General features: G+C 48.9%; 21 protein-coding genes. 17 read left to right on the top strand and 4 right to left on the bottom strand.

Annotated features, from left to right (window positions below):
- Positions 1-4: 4 nt before the first annotated feature.
- The 16 genes from EYB58_RS12590 (at position 5) to ftsZ (ending at position 18981) form a co-directional block, all read left to right on the top strand.
- Positions 5-1000 carry a DUF4340 domain-containing protein gene (locus tag EYB58_RS12590; RefSeq protein WP_111956748.1) on the top strand — a complete coding sequence of 332 codons (996 nt, stop codon included), beginning with the start codon at positions 5-7 and terminating at the stop codon, positions 998-1000.
- 3 nt (positions 1001-1003) lie between these two features.
- Positions 1004-1723: a lysophospholipid acyltransferase family protein gene (locus EYB58_RS12585; RefSeq protein WP_111956746.1), complete on the top strand. Its 720-nt coding sequence runs from the start codon at positions 1004-1006 to the stop codon at positions 1721-1723.
- 264 nt (positions 1724-1987) lie between these two features.
- The gene (gene mraZ, locus EYB58_RS12580) at positions 1988-2428 is read left to right on the top strand and encodes a division/cell wall cluster transcriptional repressor MraZ (protein WP_111956744.1); all 441 of its coding nucleotides are present in this window, start codon (positions 1988-1990) and stop codon (positions 2426-2428) included.
- Position 2429: 1 nt separating this feature from the next.
- On the top strand, positions 2430-3368 hold the full coding sequence (rsmH, locus tag EYB58_RS12575; protein ID WP_111956742.1) for a 16S rRNA (cytosine(1402)-N(4))-methyltransferase RsmH: 939 nt from the start codon (positions 2430-2432) through the stop codon (positions 3366-3368).
- Between the two features lie 106 nt (positions 3369-3474).
- Positions 3475-3786, top strand: a complete 312-nt coding sequence (locus tag EYB58_RS12570) for an FtsB/FtsL family cell division protein (protein ID WP_111956740.1) — start codon at positions 3475-3477, stop codon at positions 3784-3786.
- Complete coding sequence (locus tag EYB58_RS12565; protein ID WP_111956738.1) at positions 3787-5523, top strand: peptidoglycan D,D-transpeptidase FtsI family protein; 1737 nt, start codon at positions 3787-3789, stop codon at positions 5521-5523.
- Positions 5510-8512, top strand: a complete 3003-nt coding sequence (locus EYB58_RS12560) for a UDP-N-acetylmuramoyl-L-alanyl-D-glutamate--2,6-diaminopimelate ligase (protein ID WP_111956736.1) — start codon at positions 5510-5512, stop codon at positions 8510-8512. Before EYB58_RS12565 ends, EYB58_RS12560 begins: the two co-directional genes overlap by 14 nt.
- A 4-nt stretch (positions 8513-8516) precedes the next feature.
- Entirely contained in the window at positions 8517-9596 is a 1080-nt protein-coding gene (gene mraY / locus EYB58_RS12555) for a phospho-N-acetylmuramoyl-pentapeptide-transferase (RefSeq protein ID WP_111956734.1), read from the top strand.
- Between the two features lies 1 nt (position 9597).
- Positions 9598-10968 (top strand): UDP-N-acetylmuramoyl-L-alanine--D-glutamate ligase, encoded by a 1371-nt coding sequence (murD, locus tag EYB58_RS12550; RefSeq protein ID WP_111956732.1) that lies wholly within the window; start codon positions 9598-9600, stop codon positions 10966-10968.
- Positions 10961-12112, top strand: a complete 1152-nt coding sequence (gene ftsW / locus EYB58_RS12545) for a putative lipid II flippase FtsW (protein WP_111956730.1) — start codon at positions 10961-10963, stop codon at positions 12110-12112. Before murD ends, ftsW begins: the two co-directional genes overlap by 8 nt.
- Positions 12099-13235, top strand: a complete 1137-nt coding sequence (gene murG / locus EYB58_RS12540; RefSeq protein WP_111956728.1) for an undecaprenyldiphospho-muramoylpentapeptide beta-N-acetylglucosaminyltransferase — start codon at positions 12099-12101, stop codon at positions 13233-13235. The genes ftsW and murG overlap by 14 nt, the downstream gene beginning before the upstream one ends.
- Positions 13222-14589 carry a UDP-N-acetylmuramate--L-alanine ligase gene (gene murC / locus EYB58_RS12535; RefSeq protein WP_111956726.1) on the top strand — a complete coding sequence of 456 codons (1368 nt, stop codon included), beginning with the start codon at positions 13222-13224 and terminating at the stop codon, positions 14587-14589. The genes murG and murC overlap by 14 nt, the downstream gene beginning before the upstream one ends.
- A gap of 3 nt (positions 14590-14592) precedes the next feature.
- Positions 14593-15531, top strand: a complete 939-nt coding sequence (gene murB, locus EYB58_RS12530; RefSeq protein WP_111956724.1) for a UDP-N-acetylmuramate dehydrogenase — start codon at positions 14593-14595, stop codon at positions 15529-15531.
- Entirely contained in the window at positions 15521-16420 is a 900-nt protein-coding gene (locus EYB58_RS12525; protein ID WP_111956722.1) for a cell division protein FtsQ/DivIB, read from the top strand. The genes murB and EYB58_RS12525 overlap by 11 nt, the downstream gene beginning before the upstream one ends.
- Position 16421: 1 nt before the next feature.
- Positions 16422-17648, top strand: a complete 1227-nt coding sequence (gene ftsA / locus EYB58_RS12520) for a cell division protein FtsA (protein ID WP_111956720.1) — start codon at positions 16422-16424, stop codon at positions 17646-17648.
- Between the two features lie 19 nt (positions 17649-17667).
- Positions 17668-18981, top strand: coding sequence for a cell division protein FtsZ (gene ftsZ, locus EYB58_RS12515; RefSeq protein WP_111956718.1), 1314 nt, complete (start codon positions 17668-17670; stop codon positions 18979-18981).
- A 286-nt stretch (positions 18982-19267) separates the two neighbouring features.
- Here the strand turns inward: ftsZ and EYB58_RS12510 are convergent, their stop codons facing one another.
- The 4 genes from EYB58_RS12510 to dctP all read right to left on the bottom strand — a co-directional run bounded on the left by EYB58_RS12510 (position 19268) and on the right by dctP (position 23728).
- Positions 19268-20656 (bottom strand): aspartate aminotransferase family protein, encoded by a 1389-nt coding sequence (locus EYB58_RS12510; RefSeq protein ID WP_170299830.1) that lies wholly within the window; start codon positions 20654-20656, stop codon positions 19268-19270.
- A gap of 147 nt (positions 20657-20803) precedes the next feature.
- Entirely contained in the window at positions 20804-22105 is a 1302-nt protein-coding gene (locus EYB58_RS12505) for a TRAP transporter large permease (protein ID WP_111956714.1), read from the bottom strand.
- Between the two features lie 24 nt (positions 22106-22129).
- The gene (locus EYB58_RS12500; RefSeq protein ID WP_111956712.1) at positions 22130-22630 is read right to left on the bottom strand and encodes a TRAP transporter small permease subunit; all 501 of its coding nucleotides are present in this window, start codon (positions 22628-22630) and stop codon (positions 22130-22132) included.
- A 45-nt stretch (positions 22631-22675) separates the two neighbouring features.
- Complete coding sequence (gene dctP, locus EYB58_RS12495; protein WP_111956711.1) at positions 22676-23728, bottom strand: TRAP transporter substrate-binding protein DctP; 1053 nt, start codon at positions 23726-23728, stop codon at positions 22676-22678.
- 348 nt (positions 23729-24076) lie between these two features.
- Between dctP and EYB58_RS12490 the strand changes: the two genes are divergently transcribed.
- Positions 24077-25462, top strand: a complete 1386-nt coding sequence (locus EYB58_RS12490) for an aldehyde dehydrogenase family protein (protein WP_207309044.1) — start codon at positions 24077-24079, stop codon at positions 25460-25462.
- Positions 25463-25548 lie beyond the last annotated feature (86 nt).

Raw genomic sequence — 25548 nt, 5'->3', positions numbered from 1 at the left:
AATCATGAAAAAAGAATATATCATCCTGATCATACTGATCATTGGCTTAAGCGCGTATCTTGGTCTTAAAAAAAACGACCAGGTCCATTATGAACTGCCAACAATCCCCCAGGTGGATACCACCCGCATTGATCGAATGGAAATCTCAAAGTCAGACCGAATAGTGGTTCTTGATAAAGGCGAAAAGGGCTGGACCGTTACCGATGAAAAATTCCCGGCCAACCCGGATGAAATAAGACAGATACTTGGCACGTTAAAACAGATAAAGCTGTCCGCCCTTGTATCCGAGGCAAAGGACCTTGCAAGGTATGAACTGGATGATAACCATGCCGTGAAGGTTAAGGCCCTGGCCGACAAAAAGGTATTGCGCAGCTTTGTCATCGGCAAAACAGCGCCCAGCTACAACCATACATTTATCTATCTGGATGACCAGGATCGCACCGTATACCAGGCCAACGGCAATTTCAAAAATCAGTTTGACAAAGCAGCTGCTGATTTCAGGGACAAAACAGTACTGGGGTTTGAGCTGGAGAGCGTGAAAAAAGTCACATTGGATAAGCAGGGAAAAACCGTCACCCTGGTAAAAGCGATAGTATCTGAAAAACCGGATCAGGAAAAAGACAAAACCAAAGAGGCTTTAACCGCAGAAAAACCGGCCCCTGAAAAAACGATATGGGAAAATGAAGATGGTTCTGTTGTGGACCAAAAAACAGTGTCCGATCTTCTGTCGTCTTTGTCAAAACTTGAATGCCAGGCCTTTATGGATGATGACCAAACTGCCCGGTTAAAGGAAAGACAACCCTCATGTCAAATTTCCCTTGAAAACGATAAAGTTTTTGTTTTAAATCTGTTCGAGAAAAATAACGATCGGGACGTGGAAGGGTCGTGTTCATATACACCTTATGCCTTCACCCTCACCAGCTATAAAGCCGAAGATATTGTTTCCTATACGGATCGACTTTTGGGTATTGAACAACAGGAAAGCACTGAATCCGAATAAGGAGTGAACGTTTTATTCAAAATAGCTTATCAGCCCCATAAATGGATCATTGTGATCCCGGCATTGATCTTAAACACCCTGGTCATGGCACTGAGTTGTATCGTTGTGGGGGCTGCTTTTGGCCCGGACAAGGCTGATGTGCTGGCCGTGACCTGGGCCAGAATATTCTGTGCCATTGCGTCCATACGAGTCAGAATCCAGGGCAGGCAGAATTATGATCCATTATCCTCTTACGTTGTGGTGGCCAACCATAAAAGTATGGTGGACATCCCTGTACTGCAAGGGTTTACAGGGCTCATCATCAAATGGGTGATGAAAATGGAGCTTAAAAATATTCCGGTTTTTGGTACAGCCTGCACTCTCCTTGGCTGTATATATGTAAACAGATCCAATGGGCAAGCTGCCGTGGAATCTATAAAAGCGGCCCAAAAAAGGTTATCAGACAAAGCCAGCGTACTTTTCTTTGCCGAAGGCACAAGATCCAGGGGCCACCTCCTGCCTTTTAAAAAAGGCGCATTTGTCTTTGCCATGACTTCAGGGCTGCCTGTTTTGCCGATAACGATTAAAAATTCAGAACATATTCTCCCCTCTGATACGCTGGATCTCATGCCGGGCACGGTAGATCTTATCATCCACCCCCCAGTGCATATTCCAAACTGCAGCAAGGAAGAACTGAATAAAAAAATTGATCAAATTCATAGAACCGTAGCCGGTGCTCTTTAACCTAATTTACCGGAATTCGCCAGCTCCCAATACAGACATCGCACCACCTAATCCAACCACAATCCCCCACTCGGCCACGCCCAAATCAAACATTCAACATAACTAACGTATTTTAAAGCAAATACACCGAATATCTGCCAACTGAACCCTTTATTTTCCTGACAAATTATATTTTTTTAACTTGACTTATTTTATATTTTTCGTAAAAGTGGCAGCAAGGTGGGTGCAAAGTGGATGTAGTATTCTATAAAAAAGGCCGCTCAAGTGTTCCGATCCAGTTCCTGTCATACAATTGATGACAAAGGAAGACTCATTATCCCGGCACGATTCAGAAAAGTGCTCAAAGCGGAAGATGATTACGGGATTGTGGTCTCAAGTAAGGATGGCTGCATCTTCGCCTTTACCTTCAGCGAATGGAAGGCTATTGAGGACCGCTTAAAAACGGTCAAGACCGCAGCCATGCAGAGGTTTAAACGATTTTTCCTGGGTAATGCCTGTCCGCTGACATGCGACAAGCAGGACAGGGTTTTAATTCCCCAGAATCTGAGAACCTATGCAGGGATAGACAAAGAGGTCGTTCTTGTAGGTGTTCTGGACCGGTTTGAAATCTGGGCCAAAGATAAATGGGAGCAGGAGCAGAAAAAAATGGAACAGGAGCTTGAGCGGGAGGACGTCAGAGAAGAGATTGCTTCCATAGGGTTATAATATGGTTTTCGAACATACCTCTGTCATGCCGAATCAGGTGCATGCGTATCAAAACCTTAAACCCGGAGACATATGTGTGGACTGCACCCTCGGTGGATGCGGACACGCGATGGCAACACTCAAAGCCATAGGTTCCGACGGGTTGCTCATCGGCATTGACCAGGACATGGATGCCATTGCCAACGCCCGAAATGTACTTCATCCTTTCCAGGACAATGTCCGGCTGTACCATAACAACTTCAGTGATCTCCCCGACATTCTCAAAGATGCCGGCATTAACGGGGTTAACAGCATCCTTCTTGACTTGGGTTTTTCACTCAACCAGCTGACCCAAAGCAAACGGGGGTTCAGTTTTAAAAAAGATGAACCATTGGATATGCGGATGGATGTCCGCAATTCTTTAACCGCACATCAGGTGGTAAATACATATTCGGAAAAGCAATTGATTGATATTTTTTTCACATACGGGGAAGAACGCTTTTCAAGACGGATGGCAAAGGCAATCATTGAAAAAAGAGCTTGTACCCCCATTGCCACCAGCCTTGAACTAGCCGGGGTCCTTGAGAACGCCATGCCTGCCCGTGCAAAGGCAAAGCAAAAAATTCACCCGGCCACCCGGGTGTTTCAGGCCCTGCGTATTGTGGTCAACCGGGAGCTTGAACGCTTGGAAACATTCATACAGGCGGTGCCCTCCATGCTGGTCAAGGGTGGGCGTATCAGCATCATCTCCTTTCACTCTCTGGAAGACCGTATTGTCAAACAGCGGCTGCGCGCTTTTGAGAACGGATGCACCTGCCCAAGACAATTTCCCCAATGTATATGCGGATTTGTGAAACAAATGGAATCCGTTACCCGAAAACCTGTGACAGCGGATTCAGACGAAATTAAAGCAAACCCCATGGCAAGAAGCGCCAAACTACGGGTGGCACAAAGGATATAGCAGCCATGGGATGACCGGGTCCATCAACACCCGGGATGACCCCACAACAAAATATGAAATAATTTAACAGCTTATTGGGATTTTTATAAAAAAGGGCAATCCGGCTGTGAACATACCAGAAAGACAAATAAATGCCATGCAGAACCAAAAAGGGTTGCTGTGGTTTTTTCTTATCATGGTGCTGGCAGCCGAACTCATCTGCAACGCCTGGATCAGAAGCGAATCCAACCAGGCCATGATTATGATTGCAAAAACTGAAAGCAATATCCGGGATATGGCAGATTACCGCCAGGCTCTAGGCGTGGAAATAGAGCGCCTTAAATCCGAAGCACGAATCACCCGTATTGCCCGCACCCGGTTAGGACTGGCACCGGACATCTTTAATCAAACCATTTACCTGCCCAAAGGAACGAACTAAATGGCGGCAACCCCTTATGAAAAAATCGGTCTACGCATTCTTTTCATCCGTTTTTTTCTACTGCTGTGCCTGGTGGGCATTGTCATCCGTTCCTTTGACATCCAGATTCTCCAGGGTGAGGCGCTTAAGAAAAAAGCTGAAAACACCTATGTCAGAGGGATTACCATCCAGGGTGACCGTGGACTGATCCTTGACCGCCATTTAAACAAACTGGGAGCCAGCATTGATGCACCCAATATTACCGCAGACCCCACCCAGATTAAGAATGTCCGGCAGGCGGCAGGTCAACTGGTGAAAATCCTTGGCGGCAGCCAGGCTGAAATGGAAAAAAAACTTTCCCAAAAACGCCGATTTGCGCTTCTGGCAAGCAGGGTGTCACCCGCCAAGGCAGACGCGGTTAAAAAGCTGAACATCGTCGGTATCTATACGCCGGATAACTCCAAACGGTTTTACCCCAACCGACGCCTGGCAGCCCAGGTCATCGGGTTCACAGGCAAAGATGATCACGGCCTTGAGGGACTGGAATTCTCTTATAATGACTTTCTGGAAGGCCGGATCCTGAAGACCCAAGAATACAGGGATGGCCAGGGTACAATCCTTGATACGGGAAAAAATAAGCGAAACGGACTTAAGGGATGCACCATTGTTTTATCCCTGGATAAGAGAATTCAGTTTTTCAGCGAACAGGCCCTTGAACAGGCCGTGAAAGAACACCGGGGCAAATCGGGCATGGCCCTTGTCATGCAGCCGGCCACCGGTGAACTTCTTGCCGTGGCCCACTACCCGGAATTCAATCCCAACAACTATGGTGATTTCAGCCGAAGCCGCTACAGAAACAGAGCGATGACCGACGCATTTGAGCCCGGTTCCATCATGAAAGTGATCACCGTGGCCTCGGCCATTGAACGGGGCATGTCTGCCACAACCATTATCAATTGTGAAAAAGGCAATTACCGCGTGGGCGGATCCGTGATCCATGATACGCACCCCCATACTTACCTGACCCCGGGGCAGATTGTAAAATTTTCCTCCAACATCGGGGCTGCAAAAATCGCCCAGGACATAGGTCCAAAAGCCATGCACTATTACCTGAAGGCCTTTGGATTCGGCACAAAAACCGGCATCAACTGCCCGGCAGAAAGCTCGGGCGTCATTCTGCCCCTGAACCGCTGGACAAGCATTGATGCAGTGGCCATGTCCTTTGGCCAAGGCATGTCGGTTACGGCGCTCCAGCTTGTAAGCGCCGTATCAGCCATAGCCAACGGCGGCAAATTGATGAAACCCCTGCTGGTTAAAAAGGTCCGTTCCAACTCCGGTGAGATTCTCCAGGAAAATAAACCCTGCGTGGTCCGTCAGGTTATTTCTGCCAAAACCGCAGGGATTGTAAAAAAGATGATGGCCAGAGTGGTCCAGGAAGACGGAACAGGGACCAAGGCAGCCATCCCCGGCTACCGGATATGTGGGAAAACCAGCACAGCCCAGAAAGCAGCCAGGGGTAAAAAAGGATATTCCAATTCCAGATACACTGCGGCATTTGCAGGCTTTGCGCCCTTTGACAACCCGGCCTTAGCCATCCTAGTGGTGGTGGATGAGCCCAAACAAAATCATTACGGCGGCATTGTGGCGGCACCGGCTTTTAAGGATATCATGGCCCGGTCCTTTAACTATCTGAACATTGCGCCCAACATAGATATGATAGCGGCAGTACCCCGGGAGGTGTCCCATGCAGCTGACTGAAATCCTGAACACAACTGAAGTCGTGCTCACGCCTGATCAGGAACAGGCAGGTATCGGCGACACCTCCATCTCCAATATTACCTGCGATTCCAGGCAGGTGGCACAGGGCGCCTTATTCATCGCCGTGGACGGCCACACCGCAGACGGCCATGACTATATTTCCCAGGCCTTTGACAAAGGGGCCACGGCGGTTCTGGCCCAAAAAATCCCCCAGGGACTGTCCCGGGAACAGTCCCTGCATATTGTTCTGTCAAAGAACACCCGCAAAGATACAGCCATTGCTGCTGCAAATTTTTTCGGTCATCCCTCAAAGGATCTGGTGCTTGTGGGCATCACCGGAACCAATGGTAAAACCAGCATTACCTGGCTTTTGGAACAGATTTATCAAACCTGCGGCATCACCTGCGGTGTCATCGGCACGATAAATATCAGATATCCGGGTATCACCATTGACAATCCCATCACCACCCCGGATGCGGTGTGCCTGCAAAAAATCATGCATGACATGAAACTTGCCGGCGTCACCCATGTCATCATGGAGGTGTCTTCCCACAGCCTGGACCAGCACCGGGTGGATGAATGCGAATTTAATGCGGCGGTGTTCACCAATCTCACCCAGGACCATCTGGATTACCATGACGGATTCGAAAATTATTTTGCCTGCAAGAAAACCTTGTTCACCGAGTACTTAGGCCCCTTTAGGGACGGGACCCGGGGCAAAGCGGTTATCAACATCGACAATGCATACGGCACCCGGCTGGCAGACAGCCTTGACCTGCCCGTAATTCGGGTCAGTGCAGATCATGAAGCCGATATCCGGGCCATTAACATATCAGACGACATCCATGGGTTGCAAGGCTCCCTGGATTTCAGTGGTGTACAAGCCCCCATGCACTCAAGGCTCACGGGTCGCTTCAACCTGGAAAACATCTTATGCGCGGCAGGTGCGGCGTTAGCAACAGGCATCTGTCCTGAATCCATTGCCCGGGGCATTGCTGTTCTTGAACGGGTGCCGGGCCGGCTTGAAAAACTGTCCACGGAACTGAACCGGCATATCTTTGTGGATTATGCCCACACACCCGATGCCCTTGAATCCATCCTGAAAACCCTTGCCGGTCGCGCTCCTGCCCGACTGATCACGGTGTTTGGGTGCGGCGGAGACAGGGATCGCACCAAGCGGGGCCCCATGGGTGTCATTGCCTGCAAATACTCGGACATTGCCATTGTCACCTCGGACAATCCGCGAACCGAAAACCCGGACGCCATTATTGACGAAATTATAGACGGTATCCGTGCCCAGGGGTTCAAACAGATTGATCTTTGCGAATCAAATGCCTGTGAAAAAGGATATATCCGGATGACCGACAGGGCCAAAGCCCTGGCCTTAGCTGTTCAAATTTCTACCCCCCAGGACATTATCGTGGCGGCAGGCAAGGGTCATGAAACATACCAGATCACTAATGCCGGCACCATTCACTTTGATGACAAGGAACACTTAACCCATGCCTGCACCAACGCATTAACGCCAAAACCATGGCATCTTACGGATCTTTCCAAGGCCCTTGGGTGTGACGCAGTAACCGTGTCAGGCCAAAAAACTGTTGCAGATGCCAAGGCAACGGTTTTCAAAGGCATCGGCACCGATTCAAGAGACATCTCCTCTGATATGGTATTTCTGGCGTTGGCAGGAGATCGTTTTGACGGACACAGCTTTATTCCGGACCTGGCCGAAAAAGGCGTTTCAGCTTTTGTTGTCACCCAGGGCTACCCAAACACCCTTGATTTAAATCAGAAACGCCTGATGGACAAAACAAACGCCTGCTTTTTTGAAGTGCCGGATACCCTGGCCGCGTTAGGACACCTGGCCCGGTATCACAGAATGCGTTCAAATGTAAAAATCGCCGCCCTGACAGGATCGAACGGAAAAACATCCACCCGGAAAATGGCCGAAGATATCTTTAGCCTACACCATGACACCCTGGCCACACGAGGGAATCTGAACAATGAAATCGGCTTGCCCCTGACCCTGCTCAGGTTGGCAGATATCCATGAATGGGCCGTGGTGGAAATGGGTATGAGCAACCCGGGTGAAATATCCCGGCTTTGTGCCATTGCCCGGCCCGATATTGCACTGGTCACCAACACCCATGGGTCGCATATGGAAGGTGTGGGCTCACTGGATAATGTGGCCCGGGCCAAAGCTGAAATTTTTGACAGTCTGAATCCCGGCGGTACAGCCATCATTTTTGCTGATGATCCAAGAATTGAAATCCTTGCCCGGGGAGCAAAAAAAACCGCCGACACAACCAAAGTGATGCGTTTTGGAACCCAACGCAACAGCGATGTGCTTTTGTCGCAAATCAATCCCACAGACCATGGCATTGCCTTTTCCCTGACCATGGATGGGCATACCCGCCAATACACGGTCCCCTCCCCTGCTGATTTCATGGCCTTTAATGCAGCCGCTGCCGCTGCGCTGGCAAAGGCGGCCGGCATTGATGAAACAGATATTGCCCAGGGGCTTGAAGCCTTTGTCCCGGTTCAAGGCAGGATGCATGTAAGACACCTTGCCAACGGCCTTCACCTCATTGACGACACTTACAATGCCAACCCCTGTTCCATGGACCAGGCCCTGAAAGTTTTAAATCGGATGGCCGGCACCAACCGGGGCATTGCCGTGCTCGGGGATATGCTGGAATTAGGAGATCAAACCCAAGAACATCACCGGCAGGTGGGGCATCTGGTGGCAGCGCTGTCACCGGCAAAGCTTTTGCTGTTCGGCACCCAGGTCGCCCAGATCCGGGAGGGTGCTCTTGAAAAAGGATATCCGGAGGCACGTATCGTCATGGGATCAAAACAGGAAATAGGGGATACCCTTAAAAAATTAACAAAATACGAAACGTGGGTACTGATCAAAGGTTCCAGAGGAATGGCCATGGAAACGCTGATTCCGGTACTTAAAAAAATCCCTGCTGAAAGGGCGAACTGATCTAATGTTTTACCAGTTTTTATATCCGTTACACGAACACTATACCATTTTCAATATTTTCCGATATATTACCTTCCGCACCATATACGGAGGACTGACCGCCTTTCTCATCTGCTTTATCCTCGGCCCTGTTGTAATCCGGCAGCTGCAGATCATGCATTTTGGCCAGATCATCCAGACCGACGGCCCCAAGTCCCACTTAAAAAAACAGGGCACCCCGACCATGGGCGGCATCATGATCCTGTTTTCCATTTTTGTTTCCACCTTTATATGGGGAAACTTCACCAACCACTATGTGGGGATATTGTTGCTGGTCACCCTGCTTTTCGGTGCCATCGGCTTTATTGATGACTACATGTCGCTGGTAAGAAAAAGAAATATGGGATTCACGGCAAAGGCAAAGTTCCTTCTCCAGGTCCTTTCAGGCCTGTTCATTGGCTTTCTGATTTACAGCAGCCCGGACTTCAATGCCGTTCTCACAGTACCATTTTTCAAAAATGTGGCCATTAATTTAGGTATACTTTATATCCCCTTTGCCTGCCTGGTTATTGTGGGCACATCCAATGCCGTGAACCTCACCGACGGCTTGGACGGACTGGCCATCGGCCCCATTATCGTGGCATCCATGACCTATATGCTGTTTGCCTATGTGGCCGGTCATGCCCAGTTTGCCGAATATCTGCATGTCCGGCACATTCCCGCAGCCGGAGAAGTCTCCGTCATATGCGGCATCCTGGCAGGCGCAGGCATGGGATTTTTATGGTTCAATGCCCATCCGGCCCAAATTTTCATGGGCGATACAGGCTCCATCCCCCTTGGTGCCATCCTTGGCACCATTGCCGTGGTCACCAAACAGGAGATCATGCTGGTGCTGGTGGGCGGGCTTTTTGTCATGGAAGCGACTTCCGTGATTATCCAAGTCGCCTATTTTAAAATCACCCACGGCAAGAGAATTTTCAGAATGGCACCATTACACCACCATTTTGAATTAAAAGGCTGGCATGAATCCAAGGTTATTGTCCGGTTCTGGATTATTTCCATTACCCTGGCTGCCCTATCCCTGAGTACATTGAAAATAAGATAACATGTCCAATTTTTCTGAAACATATGAATTAGTTGTGGGTTTAGGGGCCTGTGGGCTTTCCATGGCCCGGTTTTTAAAATCCCGGGGGCACTGCGTGGCTGCTACGGATATTGACGGGACAAAGACCGATGAAGCCGCGGCCTTAAAAAAAATGGGTATCCCGGTAATGATCGGCAGCCATGACCAACAGATGTTCGACAAGGCATCCGTCATCATCCCCAGCCCCGGTATTCCCTTAAACATGCCTTTTATCCGATCCGCCCGGAACAAGGGCGTGTCCGTCAAAGGCGAGCTGGATATTTTTGCCCAATACAACACCACGCCGGTCATCGCAATAACCGCCACCAACGGAAAAACCACCACCACGGAACTGACGACAGCCATGCTTGAAGCCTCTGGCATTTCCTGCTTTATGGGCGGAAACATTGGCACCCCGCTTATGGAATATCTTATGCAGAAGAGCCCCAGGGATGTTGTGGTAGCCGAAGTCTCGTCCTTCCAGCTTGATCTTGCCCAGACCTTCAGGCCCCATACGGCAGCGCTTCTCAATATTGCCGAAGATCACCTGGACCGGTATCCGAATTTTGACGCCTATGTTAATTCAAAATGGTCTATTTTTAAAAATATGACCGCCCGGGATATTGCCGTGATTAACGGTCGCATCGACAATTTTTCAACCCGGACTAAAACCATTTGTGCTGACATCCTTGGATTCTCATCCACGGATCATGTGACCCGGGGTGCAAACATTCACAAGATGGGAATCGATATCCAAACCCACGACATCTGTGACACCCTTGCTGCAGACACAATAGCCAGGCTTCCCGGCATCCATAACAGGGAAAATGTTGCGGCAGCCGCCCTTGCGGCGCTGAGTTGCGGTGCTACCATGGCAGGCATCAGGCAGGCCTTAAACGAATTTACCCTGTCAGACCATCGCATCGCCTTTGTCCGGGAAGTTGACGGCATCCGTTTTTACAACGATTCCAAGGCTACCAACGTCGATGCCGTGCTTCGCGCCCTGGAATCCTTTGAATCCGGTATCATTCTTATTCTCGGAGGCAGGGAAAAGGGCCTTGATTTTTCCCCCCTGGTGCCCGAAGTAAAAGCTCGGGCCAAGGCGGTTATCGGCATGGGCGAAGCGACCGGTCATATCATGGAGACATTTGAAGGCATCTGTCCCGCATACGCCTGCCAAGACATGAACTGCGCCGTTAACAAGGCTGTGTCCGTGGCAGACAAAGGCAATGTGGTACTTTTATCCCCGGCCTGCGCAAGTTTTGATCTCTATGCCAATTATCAGGCACGGGGAAAGGATTTTGCCCGCATTGTCAACCGACTGGTTCCGGTTCAGGAGGTCTGCCATGGCTAAGACCCTGGACGCCCGGGAATACATCCCAGGTCGTCTCCATCCCTTTTTCAAAGAAAAGACCATTCTTTTTCCGGTGCTCATTCTCACCGGCATTGGCCTGGTCATGGTCTATTCTGCCTCTTGCACCATCTCCATGGATGAACATGACACCCTGTTTTATTACCTGAAACGCCAATCCATATTCCTGTTTATCAGCTTATGTATTATGTATATCACCGCCTCTTTGCCTTATAAATTATACAAAAGCATGGCGTATATTATTCTGGTAGCAGCCATCGGCCTTCTGGTAGCCGTCCTTATCCCGACTTTCGGCATTAAGGCCAACAATGCCCGACGCTGGATTGATTTAGGGCTGTTCGCATTCCAGCCCGCAGAATTTGCCAAACTTGCGATGATCCTTTTCATGGCCTACTCCCTGTCCAAAAAACAGGAAATAGGAAAGTTAAAGGAATTTTCCATTGGTGTTGTGCCCCATGCCATAGTATTTGGCCTCATGGCCGTACTCATCCTGTGCCAGCCCGATTTCGGCACCATTGTGGTACTGGGCATGATCTGCTGGGGAATGATGTTCGCCGCAGGCGTGCCTCTGCTTTACCTGCTCAGCCCGTTGCCACTGATCATTCCTGTGGTATACTTTCTGGTCTTCAAGGTCAGTTACCGACTCGAGCGAATCATCGGATTTCTGAACCCCTGGGAAGATCCCCTTGGCATCGGATTCCAGCTCACCAACTCCCTGAAGGCCTTTGGATCGGGCGGTCTGTTCGGCAAAGGAGTCGGACTGTCCATGCAGAAAATGCACTTTCTGCCAGAACCCCATACGGATTTTATTTTTTCCATCATTGGCGAGGAACTCGGCCTTATCGGCGTGACGGTAATTCTGGTGCTTTACGGGCTTATCCTGCACACCGGTACCCGCATTGCCCAGCAGGCAGATACCTTTTTCGGGGCGATAACCGCCACGGGGATCACCCTGTATTTAGGGCTTCAGGTCATCATCAACACAGGCGTGACCTTAGGTGTATTGCCCACCAAAGGTCTGACCCTGCCCTTTATTTCCTACGGCGGGACATCGCTGATCATCAATATGGCAGCCATGGGTATTTTAATGAACATAGGAGCGTCGGCAAACCATGTCAAAAAATAAACATGTCATCATTGCCGGCGGAAAAACAGGGGGGCATCTGTTCCCGGGCATTGCCGTGGCCCAGGCCCTGATGGAAAAAGACCCGTCCACAAAAATCCTTTTTGTGGGCACCAATGCACCCTTTGAAACAGATACCCTTGCCCGGTACGGATTTGCCCATAAATCAATTATCTCCAGACCCATAAAGGGAAAAAACCTTTTTGCAAAGGCCTGGTCAGCCGGTCTTGTGGGCATCAGCCTGATCCAGGCCCTGGTGATCATCATTGGGTTCAGAGCCAATTTCATCCTGGGCGTGGGCGGATTTTCATCCTTTGCCCTGGTTCTGGCCGGGCGTATCCTTTTCAGGGAAACAGCCATCCATGAACAGAATGCATTCCCCGGCATGACCAACCGTATGCTGTCCAAAATTGCCCGGACCCGGTTTATATCCTTTAAGGAGACAAAAGGCATGCCGGAAAATGATACCACCTTTCTGGTGGGCAACCCGGTACGCCGCCCTTTAAATACGCCACTGGAAAACATCAAGACGGATGATAGTGTCCTGAACCGGATAAACGCAGATGATTTTCTTATTCTTGTCACCGGCGGCAGCCAGGGTGCAGCCTCCATCAATGGGGCATTCACCGATGCTGTGGCGATGATGAAAGAGACCAGTCGGCTTTTCATCATCCACCAGACCGGAAAAAATGCCGAGACACAGATACAACAATTTTATGCTGCCGGGGATATCCGGCACAAAGCCGCAGCCTTTTTCTACGATATGCCGGCCATCCAGGACCGGGCAGACCTGGTCATCAGCCGGGCAGGCGCCGGCACGGTGTCAGAGCTATGCATCAAGGGGAAACCCGCCATCCTGGTCCCCTACCCCCATGCGGCAGACGACCACCAGACCGCCAACGCACAATTTCTGGCCGACCAGGGCGCCTGCATCATGATTGCGGACAAGGACCTGACAGGGCAAACCTTATTGGCAGCCATTGGAGACCTGCAGCACAATACAAAAAAAAGATCCGACATGGCAAACGCCATGAAGACGCTTGCCATGCCCCATGGCGCAGACCTCATTGCCGATCGTATTATAGGGGCGAATACTTTAAAAAAGGAAGACAATGTACCAGCATGATTATCACATATACTTTGTAGGCATCGGCGGCATCGGCATGAGCGGCATTGCCGAGTTGCTGTTGAACCTTGGCTACACCATATCGGGGTCTGATCTCAAACTGTCCCACATCACCGACCGTCTCAAAGAAAAAGGCGCGGTAATTTACAAGGGCCATGCCAAGGACAACCTCACAGATGTCAATGTGGTGGTAACCTCTTCGGCCATTTCCGCCCAGAACCCGGAAGTGATCCGGGCAAAAGAACTGGGATGTCCCATTATTCCCCGGGCTGAAATGTTGGCCGAACTCATGCGCATCAAGTACGCCATTGCCGTGGCAGGCGCCCATGGCAAAACCTCCACCACTGCCATGATCTCCCAGATCCTGAACACGGCAGGACTTGATCCCACGGTAATCATCGGCGGCCTGCTCCAGGGTCTGGACACCAATGCCCTGCATGGGTCCGGAGAATTCATTGTGGCCGAGGCAGATGAAAGCGACGGATCATTTCTTAAATACGCCCCGTCCATTGCAGCGGTGACCAACATTGACCTGGAGCATCTGGATTTTTACAAGGATATTGAAGATATAAAAGACAAGTTTGTCCAGTTTATCAATTCCGTGCCCTTTTACGGCCTTGCCATCCTCTGCCTGGACAACCCCCATATCCAGGACATTTTGCCCAGGATTACAGTGCGACACACCACCTACGGCATGACGGCCCAATCAGAACTGCAGGCACGATACATCCGGTTTGAAAACGGGAAATCCCTGTTTAACGTATTCAAGGGAGAACAGGACCTGGGTCATATTCTTTTAAACATCGGAGGCCGACACAATATCCTCAATGCCATGGCCGGCATTGCCACGGGCCTGGAGCTCAACATCCCCTTCGACACCATTAAAAAAGCATTGGAAGAAATCAAAGGCGTCAAACGCCGCTTGGAAATAAAAGGCGAAGCCAAGGGCATCACAGTGATGGATGATTACGGCCATCACCCCACTGAGATCAAGGCGACTTTGACGGCGATCAGGGAAAGCTGTCCGGATAAACGGCTTATTGTGGTATTCCAGCCGCACAGATACACAAGAACACAGGCATTATTCCATAAGTTCACCCGGGCCTTTTACCAGTCTGACGTGCTCCTGGTGTTGCCCATCTACGCGGCGTCGGAAGACCCCATTGACGAAGTGGATTCGGAAAAACTTGTGGCAGGTATAAAGGCCCATGGACACAAGGATGCCTGCTTTGCTCCGGATTTTATCCAGGCATTATCCATCATCACCCATAAGGCAAAGCCGGGGGATGTGATACTCACGTTAGGGGCCGGCGATGTATACACCCTTGGAGAAAAACTGGTGGAGATTTTGTAATACATGGTTCTAAGCGATAACATAAAAAACATGTTCGCTTCCTTTGCGCCGGAAACGCAAAGGGCCATGGACCGGTACACCAGTTTCAGGGTGGGCGGCTCTGCAGACCTTCTGATGTTGCCGCAAACCGTAGAACAGGTGATCGCTCTTGTCAAAATCGCACACAAAGCCGAACTGCCGGTTACAATTATCGGCGGCGGCACCAATATTCTTATATCGGACAACGGCATTCGGGGGCTTGTGATGGTGCTTACCCGGCTGAAACAAAAAATTGAGCAGACAAAGCCTTCCATAAACACGGATGACGAATCACCGGACCAAATTTACTTGACGGCTCTTGCCGGAGAGTCTCTTGGTCGTCTATGCAGATACGCGGCGGACGCAGGCCTAACCGGCCTGGCATGGGCAGCCGGGATTCCGGGCACCATTGGCGGTGCCGTCATGATGAATGCTGGGGCCTTTGGCTGGGACATGAGCCAAATCGTAAAACAAATCGAAATATTGGACCTTGCCACCCTGGAAACTATGGTGCTGCCGGTAAACGACTTGCAATTTTCCTACCGGAAACTTGCCCTTGAAAACAGCATTGTGCTCAAAGTTCGGCTTGGGTTAACCAAGGCTGACACCGGAACCGTCAGAGATGAATTTTACCGCAACCTTAAGACAAAACAATCCACCCAGCCGGTGTCCCAGGCATCTGCCGGGTGTTTTTTCAAAAACCCCCCGGGCGATAAATCGGCAGGCTTTCTCATTGAGCAGGCCGGAATGAAACGTGCCCGGTGCAACGGGGCCATGGTATCTGATCTGCACGCCAATTTCATTGTCAACCACGGCAACGCCTGCGCAAAAGATATCCTGAACCTGGCCGGCCAGGTAAGGAAACGCGTATACGAAAAATTCGGGATTAACCTTAAAAAAGAGGTGAAAACCATTGGCGACTAAGAAAATTACTCAGAACAAGTACAAGGCGCAGGGAAAAAAGACCAGGAAACTTAAAACTTTTTTTGGTGGCAAAGCCCTTTGGGGAAAATTTTTTTTGATTCTTTTTGTCGGTGCAATGAGTTTTGGTTGCATCTACATACACGATGCGGTTCTCCAAAGCCCTCTATTTGATGTTAAAACCATTATGATTGACGGTCTTGACCGGGTAACCAGAGACGAACTCCTGGCCCGGATAGGACTTGACAAGCCGAGCAATATTTTTGAACTGCAGCCGGATCTGCTCGAAAAAAAGTTGAACACCCATCCATGGATTCGCATGGCCACGGTGAAACGTCAGCTTTTATCAACCATTTCCATTAAAATTGAAGAACAGGAACCATTAGCCATAGTGACCATTGAAAACCTGGCAGACATCGTTATCAATGCCCAGGGTGCTCCCTTTAAAGAGTACGAACCGGCCAAGGATGATCTAAAGGCATTGCCGGTTATATCCGGGGTAGATTTAAGTCTGTCCAACAGCACGTATCTGTTTGAAGGGGATCTGTTCAATGCCGTAATGGAAATATTAAGAATCAAAGGGTTTGGACAAATAAAGACAATTTTGGGAGACGAAAATACAGGCATACTCATAAATATATTAAACACATATCCAGATACAAATTTCACAAAAAATTTAAACGACACAGAATCTGAAAACAAAACTATTATTCCGGTTAAACTCGGGTTTGACGGATTTGAAGAAAAACTTGCAAGGGCCAGGCAGATTCAGCGCTATATTGAGACCAACTATCCGGGCAAAACCATATCCGCCATAGATCTTTTCAGCCTGGAAAAGGTGTTTGTTACAACTGAAGATGCTGCCCAACATACAATAGAAAAGGGGGTTTAACTTGCCGGGGAACGAAAACTTACTGGTGGGACTTGACATCGGTACCACCAAAATCTGCGCAGTCGTCGGTGAGATGCTTGATGATGAGATCAACATCATCGGTGTGGGCTCTCACCCCTCCACAGGGCTTCGCAAAGGATCCGTGGTCAATATCGAGTCCACGGTGGATTCCATTAAAAAAGCTGTGGAGGAAGCCGAACTCATGGCGGACTGCAATATATCTTCCGTTTATGTGGGCATTGCAGGCAACCACATCAAAGGCTTCAACAGCCATGGCATCATTGCCATCAAAGGCCGGGAAATCACCGAAATGGATGTGGAACGGGTCATTGACGCGGCCAAGGCGGTTGCTATCCCCCCGGACAGGGAGATTCTGCATGTCATTTCCCAGGAGTTTATTGTGGATGAAATGACGTCCATTCAGAACCCCGTGGGCATGACTGCCATACGCCTGGAAGCCAAAATACATATCATCACAGGGGCGGTCTCTGCAGCACGTAACATTATCAAGTGCTGCCACAAGGCAGGGCTCGAGGTCTGCGACATTGCTCTTGAATCCCTGGCCTCGGGCTATGCCGTTCTCACCAATGAAGAAAAGGAGCTTGGCTGCATCCTGGTCGATATGGGCGGCGGGACCACAGACCTGGCCCTGTTCAAAGACAATAATCTAAAATTCATTTACGAACTCACCGTGGGCGGCCATAACCTGACCAACGATATTTCCGTAGGGCTTCGTACCCCCTTGCCCGAAGCGGAAAAAATCAAGAAAACACACGGCACCTGCATACCGCAAAACGTCAAGGCCCATGATGTCATTGAGGTGCCGGCAGTGGGGGGCAGAGCCCCCAAGCGTCTGCCCAAGGGTATTCTTGCTGAAATCCTGGAACCCCGGGTGGAGGAGATCTTTTCTCTGCTGAAACAGGAGTTGTTTTCCAATGGACTTGAAAACAATTTTCCTGCCGGATTTATACTCACCGGCGGCAGCGTTGTCATGGACGGCATTGCAGAAATGGCCGAATCCGTATTCAGCGTTCCCGTTCGTATCGGTGAAGCCAATCGTATCGGTGGACTCAAAGATATTGTTAAAAACCCCGCATACGCCACAGGCGTTGGACTTGTCATTTTCGGATCAAAAACAAGCTGCCGTATCCAGGATGTTAAGTCAGATGCCAACGGGCTGCAGACAATTTTAAATAAAATGAAACAATGGTTTAAAAATATTATTTAAATCCTTAAAGGAGGTGGATATGACTTTTTCTTATGTGGAAAACAACAACACGGCTAAAATTAAGGTCATCGGGGTCGGCGGGGCCGGCGGCAACGCGGTCAACAATATGATCGACGCCAAGCTTCAAGGTGTTAAATTTATTGTGGCCAACACCGATGCCCAGGCTTTAGAACATTCCAGGGCAGAAACTAAAATCCAAATGGGCGTTCAGCTTACCGAAGGCCTTGGGGCCGGCGCAGATCCAAGTGTGGGTAGAGATGCTGCCCTGGAAAGCATGGATGAGCTGCGTGAATCACTTGCAGACAGCCACATGGTTTTCATCACCGCCGGATTCGGCGGCGGTACCGGCACAGGGGCCGCTCCTGTGATTGCAGAAATATGCAAGGACCTTGGCATTCTCACCGTAGCGGTTGCATCCAAACCCTTTTCCTTTGAAGGCAAAAAACGGGAAAGAGCAGCCCTGGACGGCCTGGAAAAACTGCAGGAAATTACAGACACCGTCATTACCATCCCCAATGACCGGCTGCGCGGCATTGCCGGCAAAGGGGCACGCATGAAGGACATGTTCATTAAAGCGGATGAAATTTTGCATCACTCGGTTAAAGGCATCACCGATTTGATCATGATGCCCGGCCACGTCAATCTGGACTTTGCCGACGTGAAAACCACCATGCAGAAAGCCGGCAAGGCGTTAATGGGCATTGGTATTGCCTCTGGGGAAAACCGGGCCACGGAAGCCGCGGAACGGGCCATCTCCCATCCGCTGTTGGAAGATATCTCCGTTTCCGGTGCCAAGGGCGTACTGATGAATATCACATCAAGTTCTGACCTGACCCTTGACGAAATGACCGAAGCCTGCGACCGCATTTATCAGGAAGTGGGTGATGATGCAGAAATCATCTGGGGCCAGACCTTTGACGAAGAACTCGGGGATGAAATCCGTATCACCGTCATTGCCACGGGTATCGGTATGGAAGAACCGGCGTTTGCTGAGAATATGCGCAGATTTGACCCCCAAACAGCCCAGGCCTATGGACAGCAGCCCCAGCAGACAAGAGCGGCCAACGGCACCTACGGGGCCTACCGGACCCAGTCTTATGGTCAAAACACATCGAACATGGGACAATCTCCCTCTGCCTGCCGTCAGGATCCCATTGCCAGGGGGGTTGTAAGAGACGCCACAGAAGAAGATATGGCCAACTGGGAAGAACCGGTGCGTGTTGTTCGCCACAAACGCGTGGTGGGAGATGACAACCAGACCCAGGATTACGGCATGAACTATGATAATGACGATCTGGAGATTCCCACTTTTTTAAGACGGAAAGCCGATTAGCTAATGAAACAAAACGCATCCGACCCGGGTCTTTATTCATATAAAGGCCCAAGGAGCTATTTTCATTTGAGAATAATTTTTTAATTCTTGTTCATATGTTGTGGGCAGCAGGCCTTCCCCCTGCGGTCATCTGACCGACACAACATCCACCTCCTTGCAACTGCAGGAGAAGCGCCTGCCCCTCAATCCGGAACCTGTTGCAGCAATTTTTTGGGGGCAGATAATTGAATATCTTGCCCCCCGAATTAATAGAGCAGCCGCCCAAACACGGGCTTTTGTTCAAGTGCTAAATATCTAAACTCTCCAAAACTTCAAGCAGGAGATCCGAAGCTTTATCTAAATATTTCTTGGGAGTTGTCAAAGAGGGCATAAACCTTATGACATTTCCGTATCTGCCACAGGGAACCAGAATAACGCCCTTATTCAACATACCCATGATGACCTGCCCCATGAGGTCTGCGTCAAAAGGCTCTTTTGTTTCCCGGTCTTTGACCAATTCAATACCGATCATGAACCCTCTTCCCCGGACATCTCCAATACATTTTATTTTCTGGGCACCTTCTTTAAGTCTGTCCTTTATCAGTTCACCTAATTCGGCCACTCTTTTGATCAGTGCATTATCATTTTCGGTAAGAATATCGATATTGGTCATGCTGACAGCAGCAGAGATGCCGTTAGCGGCAAACGTATTGGGCTGGGACCCATCTTCGATTTTTTCTGCAAGATCTTTGCGCAGCGTAACGCCGGCCATGGGGACATCGCCACCAATGCCTTTTCCAAAGGTCAAGATATCCGGTTCAACGCCGCTATGTTCAATTGCCCACATTTTTCCAGAACGACCGGCACCGGATTGAACCTCATCGGCGATAAAAAGGGCTCCGTGCTTTTCACACGATGCTTTAACACGCTGCAAAAACTCAGGGTTCGGTGCAAGATATCCACCTTCACCCTGTTGTGCCTCAATAATAACTGCGCCCACATCATCGACCCCGGTATAAGGTGTATTCAGAAGGTATTCCAAATAGTTTGCGCACATGTCTTCACATTGTTCCTGGCTTTTGGTCCCGAAGCAGCACCGGTATGCATAAGGGTACGGAGCATGGATAACACCAGGGATAAACGGACCAAAATCTTTCCTGTACTGGTCACCGGTTGTCAAAGACCCACACCCGCAGTGAACACCGTGATAGGCGCCATGAAATGCAACGATCTGTGAACGGCCTGTAATCTTCCGGACAAACTTAATTGCAGATTCAAGGGCACTGGAACCGGACTGGGTAAAAAAAGTAATGCAATTATCTTTTAACCCTGCCGGCATAATGCCGGATATTTTTTTAGCCAGATCCAGGCGCAGGGAACTGCTGCAATCACTGCTGTGCATCAGTTTCCCAGTCTGTTTGTGAATTGCCTCAACGACCCTTGGGTGAAGCCTTCCCACTGAATTGACAGCAACACCGGCTGTGATATCAATATACAAGTTTCCATCCGGATCTTTGACTGTGGCCCCGAATCCTTCATCATAAACCACTGGAAATCTTCCGGCGCCCCGTGCCATGGACTCGAATTCAGGTGCTTCACCCAGCTGCTTAAGGCTCTCAGGACCCGGCACGGATTCAGTAATTATTTTGGGGGCATCAGGATAGGATAATTTTTCAAGATCGGATTCTTTAATCATGTGTTTTCTTCCTTTTAAACTTTTTTAAATTTTGTATTTTTTCTATGAAAGTTCCAATAAGTTACTGAATTACTTTCATGCTTTATTGTGGGTTGAGTCTGGGTGTTGATAGACCAGGTCAGCCCATGGCTGTTATATCTTTAAAACCTACATCATTTTATACGTGAGCCATAAAGCCAGTTGCGGGAAAATCATAACCATTATAAGAACAATCAGCTGAATGCCCACAAACGGGGGAATGGACTTCCAGATATCCCGGGTCGTAATCTCGGATGGCGCAACCCCTTTCATCATAATCAGTGCCCACCCAAAAGGTGGCGTCAGATATGCCACTTGCATGTTCAAAATAAAAATGATTGAGAACCATATGGGATCAAAACCGAGAATTTTAGCAATGGGAACAAAAATAGGTGCACAAATAGTAACAACGGCATAATCATCCATAAACATGCCCAAAACCAGAAGGATCAACTGCATCGCCCCCAATACAATCCAACGGTTTATTTCAAGGCTGCTCACAAGTTCTGTAACCAGAGACTGTGCGCCCTGGCTGGTATAAAATACACTAAACAACGTAGCGCCAATTAAAATCCAGAAAACCATCCCACTGATGGTCATGGTCTGCTTGCAGGAGTCCCAAAGCACTTTCCATGACATTTTTTTCAGAAGGGCACAAATAACAAAAGCGCCGGTGGCTCCTACGCCGGCAGCTTCAGTTGGTGTTGCAATCCCGAAAAAAATTGAACCTAAGACCAGGACGATCAAAAACGCCGGGAGCAAAATATCTTTCAGGGAAGATAGTCGCAACGTCCAGGTGACAGTTTCCTTAACAGGCGGTGCAAATTCCGGCTGGAGGCGACACCGAATACTGACATATAAAATATAGCCGAATGCGGTGATCAAGCCGGGAACCACACCGGCCAAAAAAAGCTTTCCAATTGATACCCGGGCGATATATGCAAAAAGAATCATGATAATACTGGGGGGAATTATTTCGCCTAAAACCCCCCCTGCCATAACGGAACCAAGTGCAAGCGATTTATTATAAGACTGCTTGAGCATTGCCGGAACTGCGATCAGGCCCATGGTCAGGATACCCGGGCCAAATCCTCCGCACATGGCAAGGGACACGCAGACACCGATGGAGACAATGGCAAGCCCGCCTTTAATGCCGGTAAGCCAGAATCCCAAGGCTTTGAACATTCGATCCGAAATACCGGAGTGTAAAAGAAAGTTTCCCATGAGCAGGAACAGTGGGATCGTAATTAAATTTGGATCCGTAATCTGCTTATATGTCGTTGTCGCAACAATAAACAGAGATGTTGAACCTTCCAGCAAATAAGTCAGGACGACTGTAATACCACCCAAGGCAAATGCAACCGGAACGCCGAGTACAAGGAGGGTCATCAGCCCTCCGAACAACAATATGGTAACAACTTCAATACTCATAAACTATGCCCTATCCATCCTGAATTATTCTAAATTATGCGTTTTTTTCTTCAATAAAATATAAATTCCTTCCAGAAGGAACAATACAGCGGTAATAGGAATTAAAAGTTTCAGGGGATACAGGGGTATCCGAAATGCCCCATGTGCGGTCTCTTTCATCATGAAAGAATTTTGCCCCATCCAGGCGCTCTGCCAGATCAAAACTGCGATGAAACAGACAAATGACAGCAATGCAAACAGTTTTGCTATTTTTCTTACTTTTTTTGTAAACCGGTTATACACAACGTCTATTCGTATATGGGCATTCTTAGCCATGGCATAAATCCCGGCAAAAAGGATATACACACCAAAAATCTGTCGGTTGACAGGCCAGACCCATATCGTTGGACTGTTAAAAACGTATCTTGATATTACCTCAATGGTTGTACACAACATGATGATCACAATTACAATGCTCATCATATCTCCGGCTCGACAGCTGACCGTGTCGACAAATTTGAATACTGCTTTCAGGCTTTTTTTCATTCATGTATCCTTAGGTGCAATTGGCGCCCAACGAAGTAATCGGCACTATTTAACCCCTCTCCATTCTTTTATCATCTTGATAGCCGCAGCTGACGCTTCATCGCGCTTTGCAACGTCATCCCAGAGTTTATAAGCAATTTCTTTTTGTTTTTGTATTGCTTGTGCACTCACCTTGCTTTCTTTTAACGTGCCGGCTTTTACCATATCCTCGGCGTTTTTAAATTCTTTACCGTAAGCTTCCACGGTCGCGGTCCAGTAATTTTCAGCAGCTTTCTGAAGCGCTTGTTTTAAATTATCCGGAAGTTGCCTCCATGAGGCGTTGTTTATCAGCATATGCCCGATAACATGATCATTATCCCCACCCTGCACCCAGTAAGGGGCGACTTCGTGCCATTTTAATCCGGATATGGCACTGATATCCCACTGGCTGGCATCAAGCGTTCCAAGTTTTAACGCCATATAGGCTTCACCACCGGAAACATAAGTCCCCCGGGCACCGATCATATTATGAAACTGTGTATAGATACCCTCATCTCTGATTTTTAGACCTTTCCAGTCATCAAAGGTTTCCAAATATTTTGTGGACAATACAAATGGCCCGCCGTAAGTATGCATGTCAAGCCAGTAAAGACCTTGCTTGTCATACTCTTTGCGCAATATATTGACGAATCCCTTATTGTAATAAAAATCTCTTATAACCTGAGCCTTGGCATCAAATTCATCGACTTCATCAATGGTGTAAGCAAACGGAATACCGAATTCAATTTCTCCAACCGGAACAATACCGCCCCAGAATGCGCCCATGCAGTGAAGGATGTCCAAAAGCCCTTTTTGTGTGGATTCAAATAACTGCTCTATCGGAACAATTTCGGAATCCGCAAAAACGGAAATGATAAGCTTGCCGTCACTGAACGCTTTCACATCTTGGGCAAATCCTTTAAGCAGTTCAAAAGAAATGTCTCCATGTGGATATCCAGACTGCAGTTTCCATCTATACACTTTATCTTTGGCAAAAGAAGATCCAACGGAAAAAATGGTACACAAAAAGATGGTTATAAAAACCAATGATACTTGTCTAAATACTGCCGGCAATTTCATGCGTTTCTCCTTTAATCATTTTTTTAAGGCCAAAATGTCCTCTTCATTTTACCACTCGTAAATATATGCCTTCCACCTTTCTGTCAATGACCGCAGCGGACCATATAGGGTAATGTCATTTATTGTTTACCAAGCAGGGTAGTTATGTATATAAGTTATTTCCCTGCCAGGGTGCCCGCATTTAACCCTGCATTTAACATTGTCCAGTTCTCTTTGCCGGTATCGGCCTTAAGATGTGTTACCCTAAAAACATGCAAGGGATTTGGGCAAGTCAACCATTTTGAATTTTTTTTGGAAAAGCCTTACGCCTGAAATTTTCAGGAAGCAAAAGGCAAAAGGAGGAAGAGGATGGCGGATTATGCAATGATAATCAATGGTGAAAAAGTGTTATCCGACAGCACATTTGATGTGGTTAATCCGGCAACGGGAGAAGTTTTTGCAAAGTGCCCCAAAGCCACGATCGCACAACTGGATGAAGCAGTTGCCGCAGCCCGAAAGGCTTTTCCGGAATGGTCTGCCCTGGCCGATGACCAGCGGGTGGCAATCATGAACCGAATTGCCGGCATTATCGAACAGAACCAGACGGAACTTGCAGAACTGATCACCCGGGAGCAGGGCAAACCATTGTCCGGACCGGGGTCCATATTTGAGGTCGGCGGCTGTATGGCCTGGACCCAGGTTACAGCATCCATGAAACTTGAACCCGAGCTGGTGGATGATACCCCGGAGGATACCATTGAACTGTACAAAAAGCCCATTGGCGTCGTCGGTTCCATTACGCCATGGAACTGGCCTTTGCTCATCGCTATATGGCATATCATGCCGGCCCTTAGAGTCGGATGCACCGTTGTTATGAAACCTGCATCCTATACGCCCCTGGCCACCCTTCGGCTGGTTGAACTGATCAATGAAGTCCTGCCCCCCGGGGTTCTCAATGTGGTCTCCGGAAGCTCCGATATAGGCAACGCCATGTCAGCCCACAAAGACATTGACAAAATTGTGTTCACAGGTTCCATTCCCGTAGGCCAGACCATCATGGGCCGGGCCGTGTCCAATTTGAAAAGTCTAACCCTGGAACTGGGAGGCAATGACGCTGGAATTATTCTGCCGGGAACCGATATTACACCCTTTTTAGAGCCTTTATTCTGGGGATGTTTCATTAATGCCGGTCAGACTTGCGCGGCGCTGAAACGCCTTTTTGTCCATGAAGATGATTATGAAGATGTCTGCCAAAAGTTTACGGATTATGTGACTAAAATTCCCGTGGGGGACGGTATGGATGAAAAAAATCTCATCGGACCGCTGGGGAATGCACCCCAGCTCGAAACCGTCAAACAATATGTAGATGATGCCAGGAAAAAAGGGGCCAGGGTTCTGTGTGGCGGCGCACCTTCTTCCGGCCCGGGATACTTTTATCCCCTGACTTTGGTGGCAGATGTAACCGATGATATGGACCTGGTCAAAGAAGAACAGTTTGGCACCGCACTTCCCATCATAAAATATTCCACGGTTGACGAGGCTGTTCAAAGGGCAAATTCCCTTGACGTGGGGCTTGGCGGATCGGCATGGTCCAATGATCCGGAAAAAGCCAAAGCGGTTGCCATGCGGCTTGAAGCTGGAACTGTCTGGGTGAATGCCCATGGAAAACTCCACCGATGGCCCCCTTCGGCGGGGTCAAATCTTCCGGTGTTGGATCTGAATTCGGGCTTGAGGGCCTCAAAGCCTATACCGTAAATCAGGTGGTCAGTGTAGCTAAATAGTATTTGAACGAGAATCACCCATCTACGGCGTTACAGCAAAGGCCCAATAGTCCACGATTG

Origin of the sequence: Desulfobacter hydrogenophilus, from assembly GCF_004319545.1 — a bacterium.
Taxonomy (GTDB): Bacteria; Desulfobacterota; Desulfobacteria; order Desulfobacterales; family Desulfobacteraceae; genus Desulfobacter; species Desulfobacter hydrogenophilus.
The sequence above is the reverse complement of the archived record's forward strand: the minus strand, read 5'-3'. Positions and strand labels throughout refer to the sequence as shown.

Bases quoted from the DNA above. Each gene is read 5' to 3' on its own strand.
- ftsZ (WP_111956718.1), top strand. From the start codon at position 17,668: ATGACTTTTTCTTATGTGGAAAACAACAACACGGCTAAAATTAAGGTC.
- EYB58_RS12500 (WP_111956712.1), bottom strand. From the start codon at position 22,630: ATGAAAAAAAGCCTGAAAGCAGTATTCAAATTTGTCGACACGGTCAGC.
- EYB58_RS12510 (WP_170299830.1), bottom strand. From the start codon at position 20,656: ATGATTAAAGAATCCGATCTTGAAAAATTATCCTATCCTGATGCCCCC.
- EYB58_RS12490 (WP_207309044.1), top strand. From the start codon at position 24,077: ATGGCGGATTATGCAATGATAATCAATGGTGAAAAAGTGTTATCCGAC.
- ftsW (WP_111956730.1), top strand. From the start codon at position 10,961: ATGGCTAAGACCCTGGACGCCCGGGAATACATCCCAGGTCGTCTCCAT.
- dctP (WP_111956711.1), bottom strand. From the start codon at position 23,728: ATGAAATTGCCGGCAGTATTTAGACAAGTATCATTGGTTTTTATAACC.
- murC (WP_111956726.1), top strand. From the start codon at position 13,222: ATGTACCAGCATGATTATCACATATACTTTGTAGGCATCGGCGGCATC.
- murG (WP_111956728.1), top strand. From the start codon at position 12,099: ATGTCAAAAAATAAACATGTCATCATTGCCGGCGGAAAAACAGGGGGG.
- EYB58_RS12590 (WP_111956748.1), top strand. From the start codon at position 5: ATGAAAAAAGAATATATCATCCTGATCATACTGATCATTGGCTTAAGC.
- EYB58_RS12505 (WP_111956714.1), bottom strand. From the start codon at position 22,105: ATGAGTATTGAAGTTGTTACCATATTGTTGTTCGGAGGGCTGATGACC.
- murD (WP_111956732.1), top strand. From the start codon at position 9,598: ATGTCCAATTTTTCTGAAACATATGAATTAGTTGTGGGTTTAGGGGCC.
- murB (WP_111956724.1), top strand. From the start codon at position 14,593: ATGGTTCTAAGCGATAACATAAAAAACATGTTCGCTTCCTTTGCGCCG.
- mraY (WP_111956734.1), top strand. From the start codon at position 8,517: ATGTTTTACCAGTTTTTATATCCGTTACACGAACACTATACCATTTTC.
- EYB58_RS12560 (WP_111956736.1), top strand. From the start codon at position 5,510: ATGCAGCTGACTGAAATCCTGAACACAACTGAAGTCGTGCTCACGCCT.
- rsmH (WP_111956742.1), top strand. From the start codon at position 2,430: ATGGTTTTCGAACATACCTCTGTCATGCCGAATCAGGTGCATGCGTAT.
- EYB58_RS12565 (WP_111956738.1), top strand. From the start codon at position 3,787: ATGGCGGCAACCCCTTATGAAAAAATCGGTCTACGCATTCTTTTCATC.